This is a genomic window from Actinomyces sp. 594 (assembly GCF_019325145.1).
In the GTDB taxonomy this organism is placed as follows: Bacteria; Actinomycetota; Actinomycetes; order Actinomycetales; family Actinomycetaceae; genus Actinomyces.
In genome coordinates, this window is sequence record NZ_PIZC01000045.1 from 110,248 (window position 1) to 127,781 (window position 17,534).

Consider the following 17,534-nt stretch of genomic DNA (forward strand, 5'->3'; position numbering starts at 1 on the left):
ACGCCTCATCCCTGACCCGATTCTCCCAACACGTATCTGCCAGGGATTCTCATTCCCTGCCGGGCTACCGCCCGTCAAGGTTGTTCCATTTAAATGTGGAGGAATCGGTGACTCGCAAAAGCCCGCCGTTGCGCCATAGCATCGTCCCAGCCGAAGAAAAAAAGCTTAACGACGAGCGCAAGCCGCTTGTCTCGGTGATTGTGCCCGCGTTCAACTCCGAGCGGCATATCAACCAGGCGCTGGACTCCGTCCTGGCCCAAAGCATGCCGGACCTTGAGGTGCTGGTGGTCGATGACGCCTCCCGGGACCGCACGCTTGCGCTGGCTCAGGAGCGTGCCGCCGCAGATCCCCGGGTGCAGGTGCTCGCGCAGCCCGCCAACCGGGGGGTGGCCCAGGCCCGCAACCTGGCTCTTGCCCGGGCGCGCGGCCGGTACATCGCGTATCTGGACGCGGACGACCAGTGGTCTCCCCGCAAGCTCGAGCGCCAGATTGCGTTCATGTCTGCGCGCGGGCTGGCGGCCTGTATCGCCTCCTACGAGACGATCGAGGAGGACGGCACGCACCGCAACTACGTGCACGTTCCAGAGTCGATCGGTTACAGCGAGTTTCTGAAGAATACGCTCACCTGCACGCTCACCATCCTGTTCGACACCGAGCGCGTGGATCCCGGCCTGCTCGTAATGCCTGACCTGCGCCGCGGCCAGGACGCCGCTACGTGGCTGCAGGTGATGAAGCGCGGGTACCGGATCTACGGGCTGGACGAGTGCCTGGCGAAATACCGCAAGACTTCCGGGTCCTTGTCCAGCGACAAGGTGAAGGCGGTAAAAAGAACCTGGAACCTCTACCGCAATGTAGAGGGCATCTCCCGCACTTACGCGGCCTACTGCCTGTCATGGCAGCTGTTTCATGCCGCGCTGAAGAGGAGAAAAGGCAAATGACTGTGAAGGAAATGACCCAGTCGCTGCTGTCCAGCCGGGCGGAGGCGGGGCTGCGGCAGAGGATCTACCGCCACAACTGTGCTCTGCCGCTGAGGCGTTACCGTGCAGAGCTGGAGCGGTGGTACCTGTTGTCGACCGGGCATCGTTGCAACCTGGACGATCCGCGCACCGTCGGCGAGAAGATCCAGTGGCTGAAGCTGTACGACTCCACGCCGCTGAAGGGGCGGCTGGCGGACAAGTTCCTCATGCGCGAGTGGGCCGCCCAGCGCGTGGGCTCCGAGTACCTCGTCCCGTTGCTGGGGGTGTGGGAACGCGCCGAGCAGATCGACTTCGCTGCCCTGCCACGCGCCTTCGTGCTGAAGGCGACGCACGGCACCCGGTGGAACATCGTGGTGCCGGACGCACGCAAGCTGGATACGGTCGCGGCGAGACGCCGCCTGGCGGCGTGGCTGCGCACCCGTGCCGCCATGACCGGCGGCTTCGAGCTGCACTACGAGTACTGCCAACCACGCGTCATCTGTGAACCGCTGCTGCGAGACGACAGCGGAGGCCTGCGCGACTACAAGGTGATGACCTTCAACGGCAAGGTGCAGTTCATTGTCTGCGTCTCTGGCCGCTTCACCCCCACGCCGAGCATACGCACCTACCTTCCGGACTGGAGCAGGGCGCCCTTTCATTACGGGGGAGACCCGGGGCCCGCGCAGTCGCTTGAGAAGCCTGCGGGCTTGGCGCAGATGCTTGAGATCGCCAGCGCAATCGGGGGCGACTTCGCCCTGGCACGGGTGGACTTCTACGAGGTGGAGGGGCGTGTGTATCTGGGCGAGATTACCTTCACCGATTCTAATGGCTTAACTTGGTTCGCGCCCAAGCGCTACAACGTGGAGCTGGGCGACCGTATCGTGCTGCCTGATAAGAAGCCGTTTCGGGGGGTAATGCTGTAGTGACTGTGAAGGACTTGGCCCGGAATCTACTTCCCGGCGCTGCACAAGACATTCTGCGCGACGCCGTCTACCGGCGTAACTGCCGCCTGGAGCCGCGGCAGTACCGGCAGGCCCTTGAGCGCTGGTACCGGCTTTCGACCGGCCGTACCTGCGACCTGGATGATCCGCGCACCTTTACGGAAAAGGCGCAGTGGCTGAAGCTGTATGACTCGACGCCCGTCAAGGGGCGGCTGGCGGACAAATTCCTTATGCGAGAAGTCGTCGCAGCCAAAATTGGCGGAGAGTACCTGGTGCCGCTGCTCGGGGTCTGGGAGTCGGCTGACGATATCGACTTCGATGCGCTGCCCGACAGGTACGTGATCAAGGCTACCCACGGTTCCGGCTGGAACATCGTCGTGCCGGATAAGCGGCGTCTGCATGAGGCCCGCTCACGGCGCCAGCTGGCCCGCTGGCTGGGGCGGCGCATGGCCATGACGGGCGGTTTCGAGCTGCACTACGAGTACTGCGAGCCACGTATCGTTGCCGAGCAGTTCCTGCAGGATGAGAGCGGGGGCCTGCGCGACTACAAGTTCGTGGCCTTCGATGGCGAGGTCCAGTTCGCCATTACCGTTGACGGCCGTTTCACCGGCGAGCGCATGCTCACCTTCCTGCCTGACTGGAGCAAGGCCCCGTTCCGCTACAACTCTCGCTACGACGACGGCGTAGCCGAGGACGTGCTGCCCCGCCCGAAGCGCCTGGAGGAGATGCTCGCCATCACCACAGAGCTCTCCCGCGGGTTCTCCCTGGCGCGGGTCGACTTCTACGAGGTTGCCGGCCGCCTCTATGTCGGCGAGGTCACCTTCACCAGTTCCAACGGGTTGCCCCGCTTGGCCCCGGCGGCCTACGACGCGGAGCTGGGAAGCCGCATCACTCTTCCGGCGAGGCAGCCGTTCCGGGGCGTGATGCTGTAATGCGCACAAGGAAGATCGGGGTAGTCGGGCGCGTTGACCCCTCCGGCGCGCTACTAGACGGCCAGACCGTCAAGACCCGCACCCTCTACCGCCACCTGGTGTCCCACTACGGTGCTGAGAGCATCCTGACGGTAGATACCCGCGACTATCGCCGCCGCGCTCCCCAGGTCGCCCGGGAGCTGGCGCGGTGCCTGCGAAGCTGTGATGACGTCGTCGTACTCCTGTCTGCCGGCGGCCGACGCGCCCTGTTCCCGATTCTCGCGGCTGCCGCGCGGCTGCGCGGCAAGCGCATCTACCACAGTCTCATCGGAGGCAAGCTTGCCGCTGACGTCGCGAGGGACGGCGGTGGCAGGCTGGTCAAGCAGCTCAACAGCTTCGCCGTCAACTGGGTTGAGAGCCGCGCCCTGGCGGACAGGCTGCGCGAGCTCGGCGTCATCAACGCGGTCTACCTCCCCAACTTCAAGGACCTGAGCATCCCGCCAAGCGCGTCCCCCGTACCGGACGACCGCCCGGTGCGGCTGTGCACCTTCAGCCGTGTCACGCCCCTGAAAGGCATTACGAACGCAATCCAGGCGGTCTGCGCCATCAACGCCGACGCCGGCGAGGACAAGGCCGTCCTGGACATCTACGGGCCGCTGGACCCCGACTATGCGGAAGAGTTCCGCAGGCTCGTCAATGCTCATCCGTGCGTCCGCTACGCGGGCCAGGCGGCCCCCGACCAGGGAGCCAGAATTCTGCGCGATTACTACGCGCTGCTCTTCCCAACGCAGTGGCCCGGTGAGGGCGTGCCCGGAACCATTATCGACGCCATGGCCGCGGGGCTGCCGGTGGTGGCCAGTAGGTGGCCGTATTACAGCGAGATGCTGCAGGACGGTGTCACCGGGCTGAGCTACGACTACGACCAGCCGGGCCAGTTGCGCGAGGCGCTGAGCCGATTCCTCGCGCTGCCCACGGCCGAGGTAGGAGCCATGCGCCGCGGCATCCACGCCCGCGCCGCCAACTACTCCTCCCAGGAGGTAGTTGCGCAGATCATCCGCACACTCGACGCCGGTGCCCCAAGACTCAGCGCCGAACGGCGGGCTCCGGCAGACGGGACCCGGGTGCTACTGGTTATACACGGGCTGAGCACTGGCGGCGCCGAAACCATGGTTCTGGGCCTTGCCCGCGAGCTGGTCGCGGCGCAGATCCCGGTGCGGGTGGTCAGTCTGCACGGGGCGGACACCGACGTGGGAGAGCGCATGCGGCAGGCCGGCATCGACGTCGTCGCCCTCAACAAGGCCTCGGGCCCAGATCCCCGCACGGTCCTCGCGCTGCGGCGGCAGATCCGGGAATTCGCCCCCACGGTCGTGCACTCCCACCTGCCGGTACTTCAGTACGTAGTGCCCGCTGTGCGCATGTCCGGCAGTGGAGCCCGCATCATCCACACGGTCCACAACCTGGCCACGAAGGAGACGCGGCGCCGCGGCCTGCGGCGCTTCAACCACCTGGCCTTCACCCACGGGGTGGTGCCGGTTGCACTGACCGGGCAAGTTCGCGACTCGGTGTGCCGCGAGTACGCGCTGGAGCCGAAGGCCGTTCCGATCGTGGGCAACGGCGTCGACGTCGGCCACTTCCGGTGCGAGCCGCGTAACGGGCGCCGAGGCCCGGTGCGGCTACTGTGCGTGGCACGGATGGTGCCGGCCAAGAACCTGTCCCTGCTGCTGGAGACCCTGGCTGAAATGGTGCGGCTCGGCGCTGATGCCTCACTCACGCTGGTTGGAGACGGGCCCCTGCGCCCGCAACTGGAGGCGCGGACCCGTGACCTGGGACTGGTCGGCCGCGTCCACTTCGCCGGTCTGCAGCGCGACCCGGTCGCATTCTTCAGGGAATCCGACATATTCGTGCTGCTGTCGGACTACGAGGGACAGCCGATGAGCCTCATTGAGGCGATGGCGGCCGGCCTGCCGGCCGTGGCGACGCCGGTGGGCGGGGTTCCCGACATCGTCGTCGATGATGCCAACGGGGCCCTGGTGCCACCTGACCCGCAGCAGGCGGCAACGGCCATCCACGCCATCTGGAACGATCCGGAGAGGTATGCCCGGCTCAGCGCCGGCGCGGTACGCACGGCTGGGGAGCACTCGGTCCGCACCATGACGGAGAAGTACCTTGAGCTCTACCGCTGAGACCTTCTCTGCCCCGCCCCTGCCCGCCCGGGTAGCGCCACCTCGCCTGGCCGACCGCTGCTATCCCCTGCGTTACCTGGGGCTGCTGACGGCGTGCCTGATCCTCATGAAGCCCATCCTGGTGGACCAGGACGCGCTCCTGGCCCCGATGGTGAAGGCCGCCACCGCGGCGGTCTTCACGGTGCTGTGCCTGATGCACCTGGCGCGGCGCGTGCCCCTGTCGCCCGTCTTCCTCGTCTTCGTGTTCTACCGCCTGGCCTTTCTTCCGCCGACTCTCTACCACGGCGGTGACATACTCAACTGGGGGTACGCCAGTGTCGCCCAAGTCTCCCTGCTACTACTCATTGAGCTGCAGGCAGACGTCGGCCCGGACGCGCGTCGCCGACTGCTGCGCGTCATTGCGGACCTGCTGCTGGCCTACCTGGTGATCAACTACCTGATGATCCTGACCGGCACCCACCGGACCTTCACCATGGACGGGCAGTTCGCTCAGCCCTCGTACCTGCTGGGCATCCGCACTCGTGTCACTGACTGCATCTTCACCGCGGCTCTGGTGTCGCTGCTCTACGATTCCGTATCGCCACGGAGGTACGGCTGGCGAACCATTTTGGCGCTGGCCCTCGGCGCACTACAAATCATCTCCCTACAGGTGGCCACCGCAGCTGTGGGTGCGGGCATAGCGGCGGTTTTCTACTTCGGCGCGCGCGTGCGGGACGGGGCCATTCGCACAGTATTCTCCATGCGCGGCGTGACCGTATTCGGCCTATTGGTCAACCTGCTGGTGGTCGGAGCGCGTGTCCAGCTCTATTTCACAACCGCGCTCGGCCACTTGTTCGGCAAGTCGGCAAGCCTTACTGGCCGCACCGACCTATGGGACGCCGCTTATCCGATCCTGGCAGAATCGCCCCTGCTCGGCCACGGCATCAACTATGAGTTCGGTGCGTTCATCCCCGGCGCCAACGGGCTGACCTGGCAGGCTCACAATCAGTACCTCCAGCTCATGTACGACGGCGGATTAGCTGCCGTACTCCTGTTCCTCGCAATGCTGTGGTTGGCGAGCAGCAGCGTCGACTGCTCCGGTGTGGACCCCCGTGCTCGCGCTGCATTTGTTTCGGTGTATGCCGCTATGTCGGTCATGATGGTCACCGAGATTTACACGTATAATATGGCGCTGTTCTACCTGATCCCCTTCCTGGCCGCCCGGGCCGAACAGCTGACGGGCGGCGCAGTACGCGGCGGGAAGGGGGCTCGGTGAGTATTCGCTCGCTATTAGTCAAATTGCGCCGTCCGGGGATTAAGTCGGGCACCTCGACGGATTCACTGCTGCTGGCCAGCGTCAAGGTAGTCACGCTCGCCTCCGCCATGGTCAACACGATGATCCTGTCACACAGCCTGTCCCTGACCGCCTACGGCACCTACGCGCAGGGGGTGCTGCTGGTGGCCGTGTGCTCCGACGGGACAATCCTGGGGATGGTCGACGCCGTCAACTACTTCTTCAACCGGGGCGGCAGGAATGCCTCCGCACGCGAGTACGTGCGCACCATCCTGGGCCTGCAGACGGTCATTGGTCTGGTCACGGCGATTGTCCTGGTGGTGGCGCGGGGCGCGATCGGAGGGTACTTCTCCAACCCGCTGCTGGAGCCGCTGATCGTTCTGCTCGCCCTGCGGCCGATGCTCACCAACATGATGAGCATGCTGCAAGTGCTCGTCGTGTCGATCGGGCGGGCCCGCGCCATCGCCGTGCGCAACCTGGCCTTCTCCGCCCTGAAGCTCACCGCCGTGCTGATCACGGCCCTGGTGACTTCCTCCATTGCGGTGCTGTTCGTCATGCTGCTCGCACTCGACCTGGCGTCGGTGCTGTGGTTCTGGGACTGCTTCCGGCGCTGGCAGTATCTCCTGCTTCCGGCCCGGCCCCGCTGGCTCCTGGCGCGGGACATCCTTGCCTTCGCCCTGCCCATGGGCGTGTACGTGATGACCTCCTCCGTCATGCGGCAGGTCGGGGCCCTCGTGATCGGCATGTATGAGACCACCGAGCGGTACGCGGTCTACGCCAACGCCTCCACGGTGCTACCCCTGGACGTTATCCCCAACTCCTTCCTGACCGTCATCATCCCGATCGTCACCCGCTACCTGGGCGCCGGCCGCAAGGACCTGGTACGACGCCTGTTCCACCACTACCTCGCCGTCGGCTACCTGACTACGGTGACCTTCTGCGTCGCCACCATGGTGGTTGCCCCCGAGGTTATTCAGGTGCTGTACGGGGCGCGCTACCTGGGCGGGCTGGCAGTGTTCCGCCTCTACCTGATCACCACGATGGTCCGCTTCGCCGGCCTGTCGCTCATCCTCAGCGCGGCCGGGCGCACCCGCACACTCATGGCCGTGTCGCTGGCCGCAGTGGCGGCCAATATCGTGGCCTGCCCGGCCATGTACGCGCTGCTCGGCTTCGTCGGGCCGGCGGTGGCCTCCGTCGGCGTCAACCTGGCCATGACCTGCGTGTTGCTGCGGCTCAGCCTGAAGGAGATCGACGGCGGATTCGCCTCTGCCTTTGACGCCCGCACGCTTGGCCGCTTCGCCCTGACCGCCGCCGCCGTCGCCCTGGCCGGGCAGGGGCTGCGGGCGGTCCTGCACGCGCTTGGGGTCCCGGTGCTCGGCATCGCGGTGGCCGTGCTGTGCGCGGTCTCCGCTGCCATCCTCCTGCTGAACCGGCGTTCCCTAGCCACCTCGCTGCGGGAGATCAATGCCATGAAGTGATGCCCGCCAACCCGCTGCGGACGCAGGCGAGTCCCCAGCGCCAGCCGAGTAGCCGACCCAGTCAGCGATCAAATGAGCAACGAACAGGAGACCACCATGACCGCATCCATACGATCCATACGCCCGCCCCACGCCTGCTCCCGGTCCCGGGAGCGCCTTGAGAACACCGCGCCTGGCGCGCATCCTGGTGGTGAGCGAGTATGACGTTGGCAGATATCCTCATACTGACCCGGCGCTGGGCCGCAGGCCTGCTCGTGGCCGCGCTCGTGGGCGCGGGAGCGGGCTACGCCCTGGTGCGGCTCACTCCGGTCACCTACGCGGCCACCGCCATAGCCTATGTGCGCGTTGAGGCCGCCAGCGACCAGAGCGGCTCCTCCTCGCAGTACGCGGCCGAGCAGCTGGCCATAAGCCAGGCGGAGTCACTTGTCCCGGTAGTCACCTCTCCAGTAGTAGCGCAAGCCGTCGCCCGAAGCCTCGGTATTGACGCACCTCCGGCGGCGCTTGCGGACACAATCTCCGCCAAGCACGTGGACGGCACCCACATGCTGGAGGTCACGGCGCGAGCGGGCTCGGCCGCCGAGGCCAGGCAAGTCGCCGACGCCGCGGTCGGGCAGGCCGCTGTGGAGCTGAAGAGCCTTGAGGGGGCGCAGTACCCGGCGGAAGTGGTGCTGATGTCCTCGGCCGAACTCGACGACGTGTCCCACTCGCCATCGGCCTTCCGCGCCGTCGCAGCCGGGGCCGTCGTGGCACCCGCGCTCGTGTACGCAATGCTCCTACTAGCCGCAGTAATGGGAGCTGCACGCCGAGGTGCGGCCGCCGGGGGCCGCACCGGCCAGGAACCCGGCCCCGCCCCCGCTAGCTCCCACCACCCCTGAACCACCACCTAAGCCTCCTGGATGCTCCATGATTCAACCACCCGTTCCCCTGGCTTCATCAACTCCGCGCTCCGGGCTCAGGAGATTCCTGCTCGGGCGGCGCTCTGAACCGTCCTCGCAGTCTCTTCCAGCCGTCGCCACCTCGGCGGCCAAGCGCGCCGTCGACATCACCGGGTCTGCGCTGCTCATCGTGGTGCTGGCGCCGGTGTGGCTCATAGTGCCCCTGCTAGTGCATCGGCAGGACGGCGGCCCCGCTCTGTTCAAGCAGACCAGGGTGGGACTGGAAGGCAAGGACTTTCAGATGTGGAAGTTCCGCACCATGCGCGTAAATGCCGACGCAGAGCTGGAAGACCTGCTGCGAGAGCAGAACCGGCTCGACAAGCCCCTGTTCAAGGTCGAGAACGACCCGCGTATCACCCGGCTAGGCGGCGTGCTGCGGCGCACCTCCATCGACGAGCTGCCCCAGCTGTTCAATGTTTTGCAGGGGTCTATGAGCCTGGTGGGTCCCCGGCCGCAGGTGCCCAGGGAAGTCGCGATGTACGACGCCGTCGCCGCCCGCCGGCTACAGGCCAAGCCCGGTATCACCGGACTGTGGCAAGTCAGCGGCCGATCCTCACTGCCCTGGGAAGAGGCGATCCGCCTCGACCTGCACTACGTCGACAACTGGACGCCGTTGCTGGACCTGAAGATCCTGTGCCGCACCGTCAAGGCGGTGCTTACTCAGGAGGGCTCAGAATGAGGCTCCCGGCTACTGGTGCCGGGTCAGCCGCGGGTCGGGTGCTCCGGTAGGGTGACCAGCGTACGTAGCTGGGAGGCTCCATGACTGAACCGATGCAGCGCCACGATTTCGCCTTCATGGTGGTCGGCGGCCCCACTGTGGCGGTGGACGTCGCCGGGCTGCGCCTCGTAGTCGACCCCACCTTCGACCCGCCCACCGACTACGGCGCCCTGCGCAAGACCCGCGGGCCGGCCGTGGACGCGCAGGCGCTCGCGGACGTCGACGTCGTCCTGGTCAGTCACGCCGACCATGCCGATAACCTCGACGTCTCCGGGCGTGCCTTCGCCCTGGCCGCGCCGCGCCTGCTGACCAACCCGGGCTCGGCCCGCCGGCTCGGGGCGGGCGCCGAAGGCCTCGCCCCGTGGCAGTCCGTGGTGGTGGGTGACGGCGCCACGATCACCGCCGTGCCGGCCCAGCACGGTCCGGCCGACGGGGAGGTCGACGCCGCCGGACACGTCAACTGCGAGGTCACCGGCTTCGTCATCCAGGCCGCCGGTAGCACGATCTATTGCACCGGGGACAATGCCTCCCTGGAGCTGATAGCTCGGGTCAGGGAGCGCTTCGGCAGTATCGACCACGCTGTGCTGAACGCCGGCCGGGCGACCGTGCCCGGCAAGTTCGCCGGGCGGCCCCTGAGCCTGTCCGCCGAGCGGGCTAGCGCAGCCGCGCAGGTGCTGGGGGCGCGGCACGTCGTCGTCGCCCACCAGACCGGCTGGGAGCACTTCACCGACGGACCCGGTGCCACGCTGCGGGCCTTCCGTGACGCCGGCATCCTGGACCGCCTGGACCGCACGCCCGAGGGGGAGTGGAGCCTAGGTTGATACATCCCGGCCGCGTGCTCACTGCACCGCGGCGAGTCTGCGCGCGGCCTCAACGACCTCGGCGCGGTAACGGGCGAGGGAATCGGCGTCATCGGTGCTGCCAGTCACCATGCGGGCGACCTGAGGCATGACGGCGGAGTAGCCCGCGAGCGCCAACAGCTGGAAGTACAGCGACCGCGCGGAGATCGAGCCCGATACGGTGCCGTGCGTCTGGCCTGCTGCTATTGCCTCAGTTCTGGACGCGTACACTTCACGGCGCTGCGACTCCTCGGGCACCTCCTCGCCGAACGACAGTGCTTCCCACATGAGTAGGCGCACGTGTTGCGGATGGTGCAAGTTGTAGTCGAACATGCGGCCCGCGAAGTCGCCCAGTGATTCGGCGTCAGTGGCATTCAGGGGGACCGCGCCGGTGCCCTCGGCCAGCTGCTCGCGGAGCACTTGGGCGAATAGCCCGGGCTTGGAGCCGAAGTAGTTGTAGACGCGCTCCTTGTTGATTCCGGCGCGGCGGGCGATCCGCTCCATGGTGGTTCCGTCCGGGCCGTGGGCGACGAACTCCTCGGTGGCGGCGTCCAGGATCTTGCGCCTGGTGGCCTGCGCGTCTCGCGCCATGTGTGCTTCCTCTCGTCGACCGGTTCCAACGCAAGCGTTGCCTCCCGGGTGGGAGCGTACTACAGTTGAGTCCAACGCCAACGTTATCGTTGGTTAGCGTCGGACCAAAGGAGCCCATCGCATGCCCCACCCACAGCAGGCACTCATCATCGGGGTCGGCCCCGGATTGGGTGCCGCACTGGCTCGCCGTTTTGGCCGAGAGGGATTCACGCTGACCATCGCCGCCCGACACCAGGAGCACCTTGACGCCATCGCCTCGGAGTTGCGCTCCGAGGGTCTCGCTGTGGACACCCTCGTGCTCGATGCTGCGGACCCCGCGGCAACGAAGGCCCGGCTGAAGGCGCTGTCGGAGCGGATCGATCCGGACGTGGTTATCTACAACGCGGCCGTCATCGCCAGCGACGACATCCTCACCGCTGACATCGACCGCCTCAGCGACGCCTACAACGTGGACGCGCTCGGCGCAATCGTGACCGCCCAGGTCTTCGTTCCCGGCATGAAGCGGCGGGGCAGCGGCACGCTACTGCTCACGGGCGGCCGACTCGGCGTAGACCCCGATCCGGCATACGGCACACTCAGTGTCGGCAAGGCCGCGCTGCGCGCCGTCGGGGAGCTGCTGTTCCAAGAACTTGCGGCCGACGGTGTACACGCCGCCTCCATAACCGTCTCCGGCGCCATTCGGCCTGAAACTCCTTTCGCCCCCGAACTCATTGCCGACCGCTTCTGGGCAGTGCACACCCAGGAGCGCGAACAGTGGGTGGGAGAAACCGTCTTCGACGGCAGTGCCGCCGAGGGGAGCGCCGTATGACGCCAGCCGTGGGCGCTTTCGGTGTACTGAGGGTGCCGGCGACATGACCGGTGCGTTGGACGAATCCATGACGGGTCACCCCCCGGCGTCGGCTCGTGCGGGTGCGCGGCCCACTGGCGCCGGCATGTCCGATGGACAGGCATTCCTGTTCGCCACCGCCGGCGGTGCCGCCGTCGGTAACCTCTACTGGGCGCAGCCGATCCTGTCGGCCTTGGCTCGTGACCTCGGGGTCTGTCTGGGGACCGCCGCCCTGCTTGTGACATTTACCCAGGTCGGCTATGCCGTTGGTGTCTTCCTCCTGGTGCCGCTCGGTGACATTGCTGACCGCAGACGGCTCATTCCCAGGATGATGACGGCCGCGGCCCTCATGCTGGGGGCGAGCGCCCTGGCGCCGAGCTTCCCGATTCTGCTGGTCACTCTCGGCCTGGTGGGCGCGAGCACGGTCTCCGGCCAGATGCTCGCCCCCCTGGCGGGAGATCTGGCCACCGATCAGCAGCGCGGACACGTCCTCGGCACGGTGGCTGCCGGCATCGGCATCGGCATCCTCGCGGCTCGCGCCATCAGCGGCGTAATCACGGACCTGCTCGGCTGGCGCGCCCTGTACGGGACCGTAGCGATCGCTATGGTGCTCATGGCCCTCGTGATGCGGCGTTCCCTGCCCACGCTCCCGCCGCGAACCCGCGCGGCCTACCCCGACCTCCTGGCATCGGTGCCGCGTACATTCCTTATGAGCGCGACGGCACGGTGGACGGGGTTCCTCGGCGCCTGCGCCATGTGCGTGTTCACCCTGTACTGGACGGGGCTGACATTCCTGCTGTCCGGGCAGCCGTTCGGATTCTCCGCCACGCAGATCGGCTTGATCAGCCTCATTGGCATCCTCGGGGCCGTTGCGGGACAACGTGCCGGCGGCTTGTACGACCGCGGCCTGGCCATGCCGGCTATTGGCGTCGGCTTAGCGGGGTCGATTGCAGCCTTCGCGCTGTCGGGACTGGCGCCGCACTCGCTTACAGCGGTTACCGTGTCAATCGCCCTGTTTTCGGTTGGCATTCAGGTAGTCCAGGTGATGACACAGACGCGGATGCTCTCCATCGATCCCGGTGCGCGCAGTCGCCTTAACACGCTGTTCGTCGTCGGCAACTTCCTCGGCAGCTCGATCGGTTCCGCGCTTGCCTCCGCGCTGTGGGGATGGGGCGGTTGGCCCTTGGCCATGGCCGGGGCGACGGCGATCCTCTTGGTTGCCCTGCTGGCATGGCTTGTGCAGCGGCGCCGCGCGCTCGACGTCTACTACGAGGGCTAGCCGACTACATGCGTTGGCGTGACCGGGCCGCATCTACGCCGGCGGAGCCTGGCTGGTCAGCAGCTCGGTTACTACCCCCCGGCAGGCCTTGGAACTGGGCAAATCCGTCCGAGAACCATGAACATTTCAATCGATCAGGAGCAATTCCCATGGAGTACGTCGAGCTGAACAACGGCGTGGTCATGCCGGTGCTGGGATACGGCACCTATTTGACCCCGCGGCGCGTGACCCAGCGGCACGTCGCCGACGCCCTGGACGCTGGCTACCGGCTCATAGACACCGCTCAGAACTACGGCAATGAGCGCGAGGTTGGGGCTGCGGTGCGCGCCTCCGGGCTGGGCCGCGAGGAGGTCTTCGTTACCTCGAAGACCCAGACCAGCGGTTACCGGTCTACCCGCGCGGGCATCGAGGAGTCCTTGGCGGCCGCCGGGCTGGACTACCTCGACCTGATGATCATCCACTGGCCCAATGCCGACTCCCGCGGCACCTACCGGGCCCTGGAGGAGGCGTACCGGTCCGGTCAGCTGCGCGCCATCGGCCTGTCCAACTTCAACCGAGAGCAGGTCCTGGAGATCATCGACACCGCCGACGTCGTTCCCGCCATCAACCAGATCGAGACCCACCTGTACTGGCAGCAGTGGGGTATGCACGACTTCCTCGCCGCCCACGGGATCGTCCACGAGTCGTGGTCGCCGCTCGGCGAGGGGCAGACGAGCATGCTGCGTGATCCGGTCCTGATCCGGGTAGGCCGGACCCACGGCAAGAGCCCGGCCCAGGTACTACTGCGCTTCCTCACGCAGAACCGGATCGTGTCGATACCCAAGTCGCTCAACCCGGAGCACATCCGCGAGAACCTCAGCATCTTCGACTTCCGGCTCAGCGACGAGGAACTCGGTGCGATCCGCGCACGGGACGCCAAGCGCTCCCAAAGCGGGTGGCCAGCCGCGATGACCGCAGAGGAACGCTACTGACTCTCCTCGGCGACACGCACGCCGGCGGGACGTGATGGCAGGATTAACCCATGGCCTCACCTACGCTTCCCGCCGGCGCCGCAACCACCGCTCCGCTGCCGTTGGGTGAAATGCCCCCGGTCACCGCCTGGTTGTCGGATATGGACGGCGTCCTGGTGCGGGAGAACCGCGCCCTGCCCGGCGCGCAGCAGTTCCTGGACGCCCTGGAGCGCAAGGGCATGCCCTTCCTAGTGCTGACCAACAACTCTATCTTCACCAACCGGGACCTGTCCGCCCGGCTGGCCCGCTCCGGGCTCACAGTCCCGGAGGAGCGCATCTGGACCTCCGCCAACGCCACGGCGGCCTTCCTGACCCAGCAGTCCCCGGCCTCCACCGCATACGTGATCGGTGAGGCCGGTCTGACCACGGCGCTGCACGGCGCCGGTTACGTCATGACCGACCAGGACCCGGAGTATGTGATCCTGGGGGAGACCCGCACCTACGACTTCAACGCCATCACCCGCGCCATCCGGCTGATCGAGGGCGGCGCGAAGTTCATCGCCACCAACCCCGACGTCAACGGCCCCTCCGATGAGGGCACGCTGCCGGCCACCGGCGCCGTAGCGGCCATGATCCAGGCGGCCACTGGCCGGTCCCCCTACTTCGTCGGCAAGCCGAACCCGGTGATGATCCGGGCCGGGCTGAACAAGATCGGAGCCCACTCCGAGGCGGCCGCCATGGTGGGGGACCGCATGGACACCGACATCCAGGCGGGGGTTGAGGCGGGCCTGCGTGCACACCTGGTGCTGTCCGGCTCCACCACGCTGGAGCAGGTCGAGGCCTTCCCCTTCCGGCCCTTCGGCATCCATGAGGGCATCGGCGAGCTCATCGAACTGGTCGAGGCCGAGCGCTGAGTGACCGGGATGGCTGGGGTGTCCGGTGCCACCGTCCACCGCCGAGGTCGGTTGAAATAACCGTCGAGATCGGTCGTTGTTACCACCGAGGTCGGTAGATATGGTTCCGCCCACGGCGTCAGCACCTGCCCCGCCCTCCCCGGAGCCGATCATCTAGGCTGGCCCGCGTCGTCGAGCAGGAAGCAGGAACACCAGCACATGAGCAGCAAGCAGCGCGATCGGGACGCTCACGCCAGCGGTCAGACCGAGTCGCATCCCGGTGCGGCCTTCGGCATTCCCGCCGGTGCCAGTGGCGAAGACGTAGTAGACGCCGTCTACGGGCCCGGCGGCACGCACTCCGGCATCGATCCCGAGCTGCTACCGTACCTGGAAGCCGCCGACTCGCCCGAGGGCAAGTCCCTGGCCCAGGCCGCCGAGGACGACGCCGCTGCCGAGCACAGCCGCGAGCAGGCCGAGGCGGAAGACCTGGCTGCCCTGCGCGAGCTCGTCGCCGCCAATATGGTGCCCGGCGGCGACCTGGAGCGCCTGGACGCCCTGCTGGCCGAGGTCGACGCCGATGAATCCGACGACTGGGAGGACTGGGAACCGGTACTGCCCGACGTCGCCGGGAATGGTTCCGCGGAAGACAGTCCCGGGGCTGACGCCGAGCGCCACCGCGCCGAGCTGACCGCAGCCGCCCGCGCCGTCGAGGTGTCTGCGCGCATGCGCGAGGTCGAGGCGGAGATCCTCTCCCGCGCTCCCGAGCACCAGGTGCAGCCCTCCCTGGAACGCGTTGAGGCCGTGCTCGACATCCTGGGCAACCCCGAGCGCAACTACCGGATCGTGCACGTGGCGGGCACTAACGGCAAGACCTCCACCGCTCGCATGACTGAGCGCCTGCTGGCCGCCACCGGCATGCGCACCGGGCGCTTCACCAGCCCCCACCTGGCCACCATCCGCGAGCGCATCGCCCTGGACGGTGAGCCCATCAGCGAGGAGGGCTTCATCGCCGCCTGGGAGGACGTCGCCCCCTACGTCGAGATGGTAGACGCCCGCTCCCAGGCCGCCGGGGGCCCGCGGCTGAGCTTCTTCGAGGTACTCACGGTGATGGCGCTGGCGGCCTTCGCCGACCATCCCGTGGACGTGGCGGTGATCGAGACCGGCATGGGCGGTACTTGGGACTCCACCAACGTGGTGCCCGGCGACGTGGAGGTCATCACTCCGATCGGGCTCGACCACGCCGCGTGGCTGGGCGCCACGGTTGAGGAGGTCGCCGCCAATAAGGCCGGCATCATCAAGGACGGCGCCACGCTGGTTACCGCCGCGCAGCCGGAGTCGGTGCAGGCGGTAATCGCCGCAGCCGCCGTCGAGCATCAGGTCATATGGCGGCGAGAGCTCGACCCGGAGGAGGATCCCGGGGCCCCCGACGCCGGCGTGCTCCGGGTGGTGGACCGCACCTTGGGCGTTGGCGGGCAGATGGCTACCTTCGCCACCGCCGCGGGCGTGTACGAGGACGTGTTCGTGCCGCTGTACGGCGACTACCAGGCGCATAACGCCTTGCTGGCACTGGCCGCTGCGGAGGCCGTCTTCGGCGGTAGGCAGCTTCCCGCGAAGATCGTTGAGGACGGCTTCGCATCCGTGACCAGCCCCGGCCGCCTGGAGGTGCTGCGCTCCAGCCCGACGGTTATCGTCGACGCCGGCCACAACCCCCACGGCGTTACGGCCCTTTCTGGGGCGGTGGAGGAGGCCTTCGGCTTCCAGCACCTGGTTGCCGTCGTCGGCCTCATGGGGGACAAGGACGCGGAGGGAATCCTGTCGGTGCTGGAGCCGGTCTGCGACGCCGTCGTGTGTGTTCCGGTCGAGTCTCCACGTGCCATGGATGCCGAGGACTTGGGCGCGGTGGCGCGCGAGGTATTCGGCGCGGACCGGGTGGTTGTGGCGCCCACGCTGGCGGCCGGCGTGGAGCAGGCGGTGAGCCTGTCGGAGGGCTTCGATGCTCCGCTTACCGCCTCGGGCGTGCTCGTGGTCGGTTCCGTAGTGCTGGCCGCGCAGGCGCGCGCCCTGTTCGGCAGGCCCTGACTCCCGAGACCGGCACCAGTAACGTGCCGAGACCGGCACCAGTAACGTGCCGAGACCGGCACCAGTAACGTGCCGAGACCGGCAGATGCGGCTGCGCCGCCGGTGTGGGGCTGTCGTTTACACTCGGTCGGGCCGCCGGTTTTTGAACCTGCGGACGCTCTCCAGTCCCCGCCCCGACGGAAGGAACGTCATGACTGACGCCCCCGAACGCATCCTCGTCCTGCTCAAGCCCGACGCCGTGGAGCGCCGCCTGACCGGCGAGATCCTGCGGCGCATCGAGGCCAAGGGCTACGGCATCGTCGCTCTGAAGCTGGTGCTCCCCACCACCGAGGTCCTGGCTGCCCACTACGCCGAGCATCTTGACAAGCCCTTCTACCCGGGCGTCGTGGAGTACATGACTCGCGGTCCCGTAGTCGCCGTCGTCGTGGAGGGACAGCGAGTTGTGGAGGGGGTTCGCTCACTGATGGGCGCAACCGACCCGACGGCGGCCGCTCCCGGCACCATCCGCGGTGACCTCGGCCGCGACTGGGGTACTAGCGCCATCCAGAACTTGGTGCACGGATCGGATTCGCCCGCCTCCGCGCAGCGCGAGATCGGTATCTGGTTCCCCGAGCTGGCGGATTGAGCCGAGCTGCTGACGCAGCGGGAAAACATGTGGGGTCGCCACCAGTGCGGTGGCGAC

At 67.3% G+C, this 17,534-nt stretch carries 16 protein-coding genes; 15 read left to right on the forward strand and 1 reads right to left on the reverse strand.

What is annotated here, in order from left to right:
- Positions 1–95: 95 nt before the first annotated feature.
- From GZ998_RS07620 to GZ998_RS07660, 9 genes are all read left to right on the forward strand, one after another.
- On the forward strand, positions 96–938 hold the full coding sequence (locus GZ998_RS07620; RefSeq protein ID WP_308807182.1) for a glycosyltransferase family 2 protein: 843 nt from the start codon (positions 96–98) through the stop codon (positions 936–938).
- A complete protein-coding gene (locus GZ998_RS07625; RefSeq protein WP_162679341.1) occupies positions 935–1,879 on the forward strand; it encodes an ATP-grasp fold amidoligase family protein in 945 nt (314 codons plus the stop codon). The genes GZ998_RS07620 and GZ998_RS07625 overlap by 4 nt, the downstream gene beginning before the upstream one ends.
- A complete protein-coding gene (locus GZ998_RS07630) occupies positions 1,879–2,829 on the forward strand; it encodes an ATP-grasp fold amidoligase family protein (RefSeq protein WP_219109492.1) in 951 nt (316 codons plus the stop codon). Before GZ998_RS07625 ends, GZ998_RS07630 begins: the two co-directional genes overlap by 1 nt.
- A complete protein-coding gene (locus tag GZ998_RS07635; RefSeq protein ID WP_219109493.1) occupies positions 2,829–4,991 on the forward strand; it encodes a glycosyltransferase in 2,163 nt (720 codons plus the stop codon). Before GZ998_RS07630 ends, GZ998_RS07635 begins: the two co-directional genes overlap by 1 nt.
- Positions 4,975–6,246 carry an O-antigen ligase gene (locus tag GZ998_RS07640; RefSeq protein ID WP_219109494.1) on the forward strand — a complete coding sequence of 424 codons (1,272 nt, stop codon included), beginning with the start codon at positions 4,975–4,977 and terminating at the stop codon, positions 6,244–6,246. The genes GZ998_RS07635 and GZ998_RS07640 overlap by 17 nt, the downstream gene beginning before the upstream one ends.
- Positions 6,243–7,742: an oligosaccharide flippase family protein gene (locus tag GZ998_RS07645; RefSeq protein WP_162679337.1), complete on the forward strand. Its 1,500-nt coding sequence runs from the start codon at positions 6,243–6,245 to the stop codon at positions 7,740–7,742. Before GZ998_RS07640 ends, GZ998_RS07645 begins: the two co-directional genes overlap by 4 nt.
- Positions 7,743–7,942: 200 nt before the next feature.
- The gene (locus tag GZ998_RS07650; RefSeq protein WP_219109495.1) at positions 7,943–8,617 is read left to right on the forward strand and encodes a YveK family protein; all 675 of its coding nucleotides are present in this window, start codon (positions 7,943–7,945) and stop codon (positions 8,615–8,617) included.
- 28 nt (positions 8,618–8,645) lie between these two features.
- A complete protein-coding gene (locus GZ998_RS07655; protein ID WP_219109496.1) occupies positions 8,646–9,356 on the forward strand; it encodes a sugar transferase in 711 nt (236 codons plus the stop codon).
- A gap of 80 nt (positions 9,357–9,436) precedes the next feature.
- Positions 9,437–10,216 carry an MBL fold metallo-hydrolase gene (locus GZ998_RS07660; RefSeq protein ID WP_219109497.1) on the forward strand — a complete coding sequence of 260 codons (780 nt, stop codon included), beginning with the start codon at positions 9,437–9,439 and terminating at the stop codon, positions 10,214–10,216.
- 18 nt (positions 10,217–10,234) lie between these two features.
- Here GZ998_RS07660 and GZ998_RS07665 read toward each other — a convergent pair whose 3' ends face one another.
- Positions 10,235–10,825, reverse strand: coding sequence for a TetR/AcrR family transcriptional regulator (locus tag GZ998_RS07665; RefSeq protein WP_162679333.1), 591 nt, complete (start codon positions 10,823–10,825; stop codon positions 10,235–10,237).
- A gap of 121 nt (positions 10,826–10,946) precedes the next feature.
- Here GZ998_RS07665 and GZ998_RS07670 point away from each other — a divergent pair, with 121 nt between their 5' ends.
- The 6 genes from GZ998_RS07670 (at position 10,947) to ndk (ending at position 17,477) form a co-directional block, all read left to right on the forward strand.
- Positions 10,947–11,633, forward strand: coding sequence for an SDR family NAD(P)-dependent oxidoreductase (locus tag GZ998_RS07670; RefSeq protein ID WP_219109498.1), 687 nt, complete (start codon positions 10,947–10,949; stop codon positions 11,631–11,633).
- A 124-nt stretch (positions 11,634–11,757) separates the two neighbouring features.
- The gene (locus GZ998_RS07675; RefSeq protein ID WP_219109499.1) at positions 11,758–12,930 is read left to right on the forward strand and encodes an MFS transporter; all 1,173 of its coding nucleotides are present in this window, start codon (positions 11,758–11,760) and stop codon (positions 12,928–12,930) included.
- Between the two features lie 149 nt (positions 12,931–13,079).
- Positions 13,080–13,901: an aldo/keto reductase gene (locus tag GZ998_RS07680; protein WP_219109500.1), complete on the forward strand. Its 822-nt coding sequence runs from the start codon at positions 13,080–13,082 to the stop codon at positions 13,899–13,901.
- 50 nt (positions 13,902–13,951) lie between these two features.
- Positions 13,952–14,794: an HAD-IIA family hydrolase gene (locus tag GZ998_RS07685; protein ID WP_219109501.1), complete on the forward strand. Its 843-nt coding sequence runs from the start codon at positions 13,952–13,954 to the stop codon at positions 14,792–14,794.
- A 198-nt stretch (positions 14,795–14,992) separates the two neighbouring features.
- Entirely contained in the window at positions 14,993–16,852 is a 1,860-nt protein-coding gene (locus GZ998_RS07690) for a folylpolyglutamate synthase/dihydrofolate synthase family protein (RefSeq protein ID WP_162679328.1), read from the forward strand.
- Between the two features lie 190 nt (positions 16,853–17,042).
- A complete protein-coding gene (ndk, locus tag GZ998_RS07695; protein ID WP_161924413.1) occupies positions 17,043–17,477 on the forward strand; it encodes a nucleoside-diphosphate kinase in 435 nt (144 codons plus the stop codon).
- The last annotated feature ends 57 nt before the right edge of the window (positions 17,478–17,534 follow it).